Source organism: Bacteroidota bacterium (assembly GCA_034723125.1).
Taxonomy (GTDB): Bacteria; Bacteroidota; Bacteroidia; order CAILMK01; family JAAYUY01; genus JAYEOP01.
In genome coordinates, this window is sequence record JAYEOP010000421.1 from 1 (window position 1) to 2,183 (window position 2,183).

At 26.7% G+C, this 2,183-nt stretch carries 2 protein-coding genes; both read left to right on the forward strand.

Translation table 11 applies throughout. From position 1 onward, the window contains the following. Positions 1 to 218 (forward strand): site-specific DNA-methyltransferase (locus U9R42_11345; protein MEA3496620.1); only part of this gene is annotated, 218 nt, incomplete at its 5' end. Between the two features lie 192 nt (positions 219 to 410). Beyond that, positions 411 to 1,520 (forward strand): Fic/DOC family N-terminal domain-containing protein, encoded by a 1,110-nt coding sequence (locus tag U9R42_11350; protein MEA3496621.1) that lies wholly within the window; start codon positions 411 to 413, stop codon positions 1,518 to 1,520. Positions 1,521 to 2,183 lie beyond the last annotated feature (663 nt).

Consider the following 2,183-nt stretch of genomic DNA (forward strand, 5'->3'; position numbering starts at 1 on the left):
TAAAACCTGTTAAATTGATGTATCATTTAATAAAACTAATCTCATTTGAAGGTCAAATTGTTTTAGACCCGTTTATGGGAAGTGGTAGTACAGGAGTTGCTTGTTTGAAACTAAAAAGAAATTTTATTGGATACGAATTAGAGAAAGATTATTTTGAAATAGCTAATATACGTTTAGAAAAACAAAAAGTTGAAATTGCAAATTCTTTATTCCGATGAAATACTGCGTAGAACAACTAAGCGTTCGGAATGCTGATAGACCAATTTTGAATGCTTTCTTGACTAATTTTGCTTACTATATTCTCCGAACGGATTTAATATTATAATTGATAATTAAAAATAATTGACAGATAATTCATCAATTGTCAAATTATATGTATTTTTGACAGGAATATAATAATGTGTTAGATTATGGAAAAATACGATAGAAATAAACCTTATAATAACTTACCGTTAATACCACCTGATGAAAATAAAATTATAACAATTAGCATTTTAAAAGCATTAAATGAAGCAAATAAAGCTCTTGCAGAATTGAAAGGAATTGCAAAGAAGTTACCAAATCAATCAATGTTAGTTAATACAATTTCATTACGAGAAGCAAAAGCAAGTAATGAGATTGAAAATATTTTCACAACCGATGACGAATTATATAAATCATTGACTGTTAAAAAAACTGAATTAAAAGGAGGAGCAAAAGAAGTTTTGTTTTATAGACAAGCATTGTGGAGTGGGTATAATGAAATAAAAAAACAAAAAGAATTTGATTTAGATTTGATTATTAAAATATATCAAAAAATAATACAAGTAAATGACAGCATACGACCTCCACAAACAGAAACGGTTATTATGAAAAGAGGTAGTGGATTGTTAGGAGATTCTGTTGTTTATACACCGCCAAAAGGAATTGGAATTATTAAACAGAAATTAGACAATTTATTTGAATTTATCAATAATGATGAAGATTATCCTTATGATTCATTAATTAAATTAGCAATATTTCATTATCAATTTGAAGCTATCCACCCATTTAGAGATGGAAATGGACGGACAGGTCGTATTCTAAGCATCTTGATTATGATACAAAAACAATTATTAGAGGTTCCTATTTTATATTTAAGTGCATACATTATTAGGGAAAAAGAAGATTACTATTATTTACTAAATCGAATTACGACAACAGACAATTGGGAGAAATGGATAATTTATATTCTTAAAGCTATTGAAGAAACTTCTATTTATACTATTAAAAAAATTGAAGAAATTGACAGGCTATTTGAAAATACTCATAATTTAATAATAAAAAAACTACCGAATATAAGAAAAGAAACTATTGAAAAAATATTTGAACAACCATATATAAGTCCTAAAAAATTAATTGATAATAATGTAAAAAGTTTAAATACAGCAAAAAAGTATTTAAGACAAATGACAGAATTAGGAATAATGATTCCTAAGAAAATAGGAAAAGAAACTATATTTTTAAATATTGATTTATATAATTTATTATCAGAGATATAATAAATCAGCTTCTAATATTATAACTCAAGTTTCGCATAATAATTCTGTGTGCTAACATATACTTCGGCTGGTCATAATTTGAACTTTGGTACTATGTTTAACGTATTGGTTATTATTCGTTTACACGGTATAGCAAAACACAGTTTATTACCGCTCAGCATATATTTATTATCTGACTGTTATATTATGTATTTTTTCTTAGTGCAACTTTGTGCCTTGGTGTCTTTGTGGCAAGATATTGATAATTAGCCACGAAGGCTCTAAGACACGAAGAATCACAAAGTATGAAACAATTCATTATGGAATTATTATACTACTGATTTTCTTTATGTTATCACAACTCGATATTTAATAAGTTTCAGAATGTCAATTCTTTATATTCAAATGCGAAACTTAAGTATTATAATAGTTGGTGAGAACAGTAACTATAGCTAAGAAAACACTCAAATTGTTACACTGATTATGTGTCCTTTACATATCTTGGAATTTTAGTTCCTTAACTTCTCTTTTATTTCGACTTTTATAATTCTCCTCAAGGATTAAAAGTTCTTAAGTACTTTTTTTACAGCATCTTTATGAACAGTAAATCCCATCATTTTCAGCTTTATATAATCCTCATGAAAGAAGTAATACCCGAATTCAGCTTTATCTTCACCAATATTT

Coding starts and splice junctions, on each gene's coding strand:
- U9R42_11350 (MEA3496621.1), top strand. CDS start 411: ATGGAAAAATACGATAGAAATAAACCTTATAATAACTTACCGTTAATA.